This window comes from uncultured Microbacterium sp., from assembly GCF_963521695.1.
Classification (GTDB): Bacteria; Actinomycetota; Actinomycetes; order Actinomycetales; family Microbacteriaceae; genus Microbacterium.
On record NZ_CAUQWC010000191.1, the window covers coordinates 1 to 6,747 of the forward strand.

Below are 6,747 nucleotides of genomic sequence, written 5' to 3' on the forward strand. Positions count from 1 at the left end.
CACGACGGCAACGCGGCCCCGCGTCGTCGCCGTCGCCGCCGCAGCGGCGGTAGCTCCGGCACCCCGACGGCCCCCGTCGCCTGACGCACCGGACCTCGACACGGCGCTGAACCCTCCGGGGGTCGGCGCCGTGTCCGTTCCTCCCGGCGGTGCTGCACGCCTCCCGCGTGCCCGCGGCATCCGCCGAGTGTGTCCGGGGCACGAGCGCACGCCGCGAGAAACGGCATCCGCCCGCATAAACGCTCCGTCCACGCGTTTCTTCCCGCGAACCCCGTTTCTCGACGAATGCCGGACGGCAGCCCCGTGCCGCGAACCGCGTCCCACAACAGACAAGACGGATGCCGCCCGTGCCGCCCGCGCGGCAGCGCACCGCCTCAGGGGTAGACCGGGGCCGTCCCGCGGCCGAGGGCGAAGATGCGCGCGACCATGTCATCGGCGGTGGTGTTCTCGCCCGGCACGTTGGGCTTGCCGAGGCCGTGATAATCGCTCGAACCGGTCACGATGAGATCGCGCTCCGCGGCGAGCCGTGCCAGCAACGCGGTCGGCTCGGGCAGGTTCTCGCGATGCGCGAGCTCGAAACCCGCAAGCCCCGCGTCGAGCATCGACTGCAGTACACCGTCGGGCAGCAGAGCCCGCCCGGCCGGGTGCGCGATGATCGGCACACCGCCCGCGCCGACGACGAGCTCCACCGCGGCAACGGGATCGGGGGCGTACAGCGCCACGTAATAGTCGCCCGCGGGATGCAGGATGCCGGCGAACGCCTCGGTTCGATCGACCACGATCCCGCGAGCCACGAGGGCATCGGCGATGTGCGGACGCCCGACGGTCGCCCCATCGCTGGTCTGCGCGACGATGTCGTTCCACGCGATGTCGTAGTCGCGCGAGATGCGCTCGGCCATGATCTGCGCACGATCCACGCGCGACGACCGGATGCGATCGGTCATCGCCCGCAGCGCCGGGTCGTCGGGATCCACGAGGTAGGCGAGCAGGTGGACGCTGCGCCAGCGGTGACGCGACGACAGCTCCATACCGGGTACGAACGTCATCCCGAGAGATGTCGCCGCCTCCGCCGCCTCCGCCCATCCCGACGTGGTGTCGTGGTCGGTGAGGGCGGCGGTGCGAACGCCGTACCGGTGAGCTGCTGCCATGACCTGAGCGGGCGGTTCCGTGCCGTCGGAGTGCGACGAGTGCAGGTGCAAGTCGCTCGGTCCGGTGAATCGAGGGGCGTGCGGCACCCAACGAGCGTAGCGCTCCGCTCCCCCGCCCGGACGGTGCCGCACCCGTCCTCACCACGCAGGCGGCATCCGGCCGACGTCGGTCGATCTCCCAGACGGCTGACCTAAGGTCGGGTGCGTGCGTCGACTGCTCGGTTCCCTCGTCGCGCTCGTCGTGGCGGCGGGCGCCGCGGTGCTGACGTGGCCCTCCGCATTCGGTGTGGAACGCGTCTTCCCGATCGCGCAGGTGATCTCGTTCCGCGCTCCCCTGGCTGCCGCGATGATCGCCGCGACGCTGCTCATGCTGCTGTTCGCGCTCATCCGCCCGGTGCGGGCGCTGGCCCTCGTGCTCGCTCTGATCTTCGGCGTGTCCGGCGGCGTCAATGCGGCAGTCCTCGCCCAGCGCGGCCTCGGGTCCGAAGACCTCCCCGCCAAAACGGAAACCAGCCTGCGCGTCATGACCTGGAACACCGCCGGGTCGGCCACCTCTGCCGAGTCCATCGCCCAGTTCGCGGTAGGGATGCAGGCCGACGTCGTGACCCTCCCCGAGACGACGATCGACACCGGCGCCCAGGTGGCGGAGATGATGCGCGACATGGGCCAACCGATGTGGGCGCACCACGCGGAGTACGGCGAATACGGCATCACCGGATGGGATGCCACCTCGACCACCGTTCTGATCCGTCCCGAGTTGGGCGATTACTCCGTCATCGAATCGTCGCTCGACGGCTCCAGCAACACCTCGACCGTGCCGAGCGCGGTCGCCATGCCGACTTCCGGCGACGGTCCGATCATCGTCGCAGCCCACGCCGTCGCTCCGCGGCGGGACTACATGACGCAGTGGCGCAGCGACCTGCAGTGGCTCGCCGACCAGTGCGCGAGCGACAACGTCATCCTCGCGGGCGACTTCAATGCGACCCTCGACCACATGACGGGGATGGGCGTCGACGGGGGCACGCTCGGGCGTTGTCACGACACGGCATCCGAGAGCGGCAACGGCGGCGTGGGCACCTGGCCGACGGACGCCCCCGCGATGCTGGGCGCCCCCATCGACCACGTCATGGCGACTCCCGACTGGACCGTGTCGGGCTCGGTCGTCATGCGCTCGCTCGACGGCTCGGGCAGCGACCACCGCCCCATCGTCGTCCAGCTCGAGCGCACCTCCGGCTGAGCGGGTTCCCGAAGCGCGCCGCGTCCCGTTCCCCGTCACAGGGCCGGATGCCAGGACCACGTTCCCCGAACTCGTCGGTGCGCCAGGATGCCGGGACCCAGGTTGTCGAGCCCGCCGGAGCGACAGGATGCCAGGACCCAGATGCCCGGCTCGTAAAAGGGACCGGATGCCGCTCCTCCCCAGGCGCGGGAGAACCGCGGAGACCCGTGGCATCCGCGCGTCCGTCGCGAACCGGTGCGAGACTGGAACGATGGATGCCCCCTCCACCAGTGACACGACCGCGCCGACCGCCGAGCCCCAGGCCGACGACACCAAGCCTCTGGACGCTCCGAGCAATCGCAAGGCGCCGTTCCCCCGCGGCTTCCTCGAGACCATCTCGACCGGCTGGGCGGAGCGTCCCGACGCTCTTCCCGACCCGCGGGAGCAGTCCGCGTGGGCCGCGCGTCGACGCGCGCGCGTGTCGGAGGCGTTTCCCGGTCGACGGGTCGTCGTACCCGCCGGGGGCCTGAAGCAGCGCAGCAACGACACCGACTATCCGTTCCGTGCCCACTCCGCCTTCGCCCATCTGACGGGCTGGGGCCGTGACGCCGAGCCCGACGCCGTGCTCGTCTTCGAGCCGCGCGACGAGGGACACGAGGCCGTGCTCTACTTCCGCGAGCGCGCGGACCGCACCACCGCCGAGTTCTACTCCGACGCCACGGTCGGCGAATTCTGGATCGGACCCCGCCCCGCGCTCGACGGCGTCGCCGCCGACCTCGCCATCGCCACAGCACACCTCTCCGATTTCCAACCCGGCGACGACGATCTGACCGTCGGCGACGACGACGAGGTCACCCGGTTCGTCTCGGAGCTGCGTCTGGTGAAAGACGAGTACGAACTGGCCGAGATGGCCCTGGCCGTCGAGGTGACCGGGCGCGGCTTCGACGACATCGTCGCCGAGCTCCCCCGCATCATCGAGCACCCCCGCGGAGAGCGTCTCGTCGAGGGCGTGTTCCACCAGCGCGCCCGGTCCGACGGCAACAGCGTCGGCTACGACACGATCGCTGCGTCGGGCCCGCACGCGTGCTACCTGCACTGGACGCGCAACGACGGTGCGGTCAGGCCCGGCGACCTCATCCTCGTCGACGCCGGTGTCGAGGTCGACAGCCTGTACACGGCCGACATCACCCGGACGCTGCCGGTGTCGGGCACGTTCACCGACGTCCAGCGCCGTGTCTACGAGGCGGTCCGTGAAGCCGCCGACGCGTCGTTCGCCGCCGCGAAGGTGGGGGTGCCGTTCCGCCGCCTGCACGAGGCCGCCATGGAGGTCATCGCCGCGCGCGTGGCCGAGTGGGGTCTGCTCCCCGTGACCGCCCAAGAGGCCCTGGACGCCGACACCGGCGGCCAACACCGCCGTTACATGGTGCACGGAACGAGCCACCATCTCGGCATCGACGTGCACGACTGCGCCCAGGCGCGTCGCGACATGTACTACGACGGCCAGCTCGCGCCGGGCATGGTCTTCACGATCGAGCCGGGGCTCTACTTCCAGATCGACGATCTCACCGTTCCCGAGGAGTACCGCGGCATCGGCGCCCGCATCGAAGACGACATCGTCATGACCGCCGACGGACCGGTCAACCTGTCGGCGGCGATCCCGCGCACCGCCGACGAGGTCGAGGAGTGGATCGCCCGGCTCTCGCGATGACGTTCACGCCACCGGCATCCTTCACCACACGTCCGACCCTGCGGGGCACCTTCGGCATGTCGGCGTCCACGCACTGGACGGCCACGGCGACCGCCCAGGCGGTCCTCGAGCGTGGGGGGAACGCGTTTGACGCCGCCGTCGCCGGGGCGTTCGTGCTGCACGTCGTCGAGCCGCACCTGAACGGTCCGGGGGGCGATCTCGTCGCCCTGATCCGGCCGGCAGGAGAAGACCATCCCCAGGTTCTGATGGGCCAGGGCCCGGCGCCCGCGGCCGCGAGCATCGACCACTTCCGCTCGCGCGGTCTCGACCTCGTCCCCGGAGCGGGCGGCCTGTCAGCCGCCGTTCCGGGCGCCGTCGATGCGTGGTTGCTGCTCCTGCGCGATCACGGCACGTGGGAGCTCGCCGACGCGATCGCCTATGCCATCGGCTATGCCCGTGACGGACACCCTCTCGTCGCGGGGGCCGCGGCCACGATCGCGCGGGTCGCCGACCTGTTCAGCGCGCACTGGCCGACATCGGCGGAGCGGTGGATGCCGACAGGCTCGCCGCCCGCGCCCGACACGGTCCTGACGAACCCGGCGTGGGCCGACGTCCTCGACGGTCTCGTCGCCGCCGGATCCGACGCGTCGGACCGCAAGGCGCGCATCGACGCGGCGCGATCGCGGTGGATGACCGAGGTGCTGCCCGAGGCGGCGGCGTTCATCCGCCGTCCGCACCGGCACGCCGACGGCCGCGATCATCCCGGCGTCCTGGACGCCGACGACCTCGCCTCGTGGCGTGCGGGGTACGAGCCCGCCGTGACCGTGCGATTCCGCGGGTGGGACGTCTACAAGGCCGGCGTGTGGTCGCAGGGCCCCGCCCTGCTGCAGACGCTGCGCCTCATCGACGACGCCGACGACACGCACCTCGACCCCGCGACGGTCGACGGCGCGCACCTGCTGCTCGAGGCCCAGAAGCTCGCGTACGCCGATCGCGACGCGTGGTTCGGCGATACCGACGGAGCCGTCGACATCGACGCCCTGCTCGACGACGACTACATCGCCGCGCGGCGGACGCTCATAGGTCCCGAGGCCTCGACCGACCTGCGCCCCGGATCGCCCAATGGACGACCGCCGCGTCTCCCTCCGCTTCGGACCGACGCGGCCGGGGCCGACGGGTCGACGGGCGAGCCGACCGTCGACCGTTCGGGGCAGACGCGCGGAGACACCTGCCACATCGACGTGATCGACCGGTGGGGCAACGCCGTGTCGGCGACCCCGTCGGGCGGGTGGCTGCAGTCGTCGCCGACGGTGCCCTCACTGGGGTTCTGCCTCGGTACACGGCTACAGGCGACGTGGCTCATGCCGGATCACCCGGCATCCCTCGAACCGGGCCGACGACCGCGAACCACACTGACACCCACCCTGCTGACGCGGGGCGCCGAAGTCATCGCGATGGGCTCACCCGGCGGCGACCAGCAGGACCAATGGCAGTTGCCTGTCCTGCTGCGTCTGCTGGTCGGCGGGTACTCCGGCCAGCAGGCGATCGACGCGCCGACGCTCAATACGACCGCGCTCATCGACTCGTTCTGGCCGCGCACCTGGATGCCGGCAGGCGCGACGGTCGAGGATCGCCTCGGCGACGAAGTGGTCAGCGCCCTCGAAGCGCGCGGTCACCGGGTGCGCCGTATGGGCGACTGGTCGCTCGGGCGTGTGACCGCGGTCGGGCGTGATGTAAACGGTGTCCTGTGGGCCGCCGCCAACCCCCGGGGTGCGCAGGGATACGCCGCCGGACGCTGACCCCGCGTTCGCCCGTGGGCTACCGCAGTGGTGAATTCCATGCCTTTATCCACAGGCGGGAAACGGACGCGAGGGCGCTTTCATTAGCATCCGGGCATGTCGTTTTCCGTCCAGCCCGATGAGATCGTCGGCATCGCCGACCGCGTGCGTCTCGCCCTCGACGACGCCCTCGACCAATCGAACGCGCTGAGCGACGCCGTCGATGCGCTGACAGACGCGCTCGCGGGGCTTCCGTCCGTGCGTGTGGCGTTTGACGAGGTCGCCCGCACCCGTGTCCAGTTGGCGCGCGGCATCGTCTCGCGAGGCCGGTCGGCCCTTTCGGTTCTCCGATCGGTCGTCCTTGCCTACGTCGAGGCTGACGATGACATGGCCGCGCCGACGACGCGTGCCGGCGCCGATTCGGCTCTCTTCGATTCGGCGCGGTTCGGGCGGGTGCGTCGATGATCCCATCGGTCGACGACATCCCCGTCTGCCCAGTCGATCCCGAAGAACTGCGTCGACTCGCCGCGTCCGTTGAGGCCGCGGGATCCGCCACGAAACCCTCGGCTGATCGCATCCTCTTAACGTGGGGGCTGCTCTCGAGCGTGTACCGCTCCCCCGAAGCCCCCGAGCTGCGGCAGAGTCTGCGTCTGCTTGATCCCGCCGCCGCCGAGATCGATACGGGCCTGCGCCGCGCGCGGTCGGCGCTCGAAACGCTCGCCGACGACCTCGAGGCCGTGAATCGCCGACGCGACGCCCTGGTCGATGAGCTCCACGACCTCTCGGCGACGGAAGCCCTGGCGTTCCCCGAGCCGGCCGACGACCTCGGCCGGCGCCTTCACGACGCCGCGCAGGCCGACCGCGAAGCCGCCTTCCGCCGACGATGCGCCGCCCTCTTCGACGGATGGGATGCCGCGG

The 6,747-nt window shown here is 71.2% G+C and carries 6 protein-coding genes; 5 read left to right on the forward strand and 1 reads right to left on the reverse strand.

Annotated features, from left to right (window positions below; genetic code table 11):
* Positions 1 to 374: 374 nt before the first annotated feature.
* Complete coding sequence (locus tag RWP81_RS12840; protein ID WP_314456689.1) at positions 375 to 1,235, reverse strand: PHP domain-containing protein; 861 nt, start codon at positions 1,233 to 1,235, stop codon at positions 375 to 377.
* Between the two features lie 118 nt (positions 1,236 to 1,353).
* On the opposite strand from RWP81_RS12840, the gene RWP81_RS12845 reads away from it, so the two are divergent.
* The 5 genes from RWP81_RS12845 to RWP81_RS12865 form a co-directional block, all read left to right on the forward strand.
* Positions 1,354 to 2,385 (forward strand): endonuclease/exonuclease/phosphatase family protein, encoded by a 1,032-nt coding sequence (locus RWP81_RS12845; protein ID WP_314456691.1) that lies wholly within the window; start codon positions 1,354 to 1,356, stop codon positions 2,383 to 2,385.
* 250 nt (positions 2,386 to 2,635) lie between these two features.
* Positions 2,636 to 4,072, forward strand: a complete 1,437-nt coding sequence (locus RWP81_RS12850) for an aminopeptidase P family protein (protein WP_314456693.1) — start codon at positions 2,636 to 2,638, stop codon at positions 4,070 to 4,072.
* A complete protein-coding gene (locus RWP81_RS12855) occupies positions 4,069 to 5,850 on the forward strand; it encodes a gamma-glutamyltransferase (RefSeq protein WP_314456695.1) in 1,782 nt (593 codons plus the stop codon). The genes RWP81_RS12850 and RWP81_RS12855 overlap by 4 nt, the downstream gene beginning before the upstream one ends.
* Positions 5,851 to 5,946: 96 nt before the next feature.
* On the forward strand, positions 5,947 to 6,294 hold the full coding sequence (locus tag RWP81_RS12860; RefSeq protein WP_314456697.1) for a DUF6507 family protein: 348 nt from the start codon (positions 5,947 to 5,949) through the stop codon (positions 6,292 to 6,294).
* On the forward strand, positions 6,291 to 6,747 hold a 457-nt coding region (locus RWP81_RS12865; RefSeq protein WP_314456699.1), incomplete at its 3' end, for a hypothetical protein. The genes RWP81_RS12860 and RWP81_RS12865, both read left to right, overlap by 4 nt.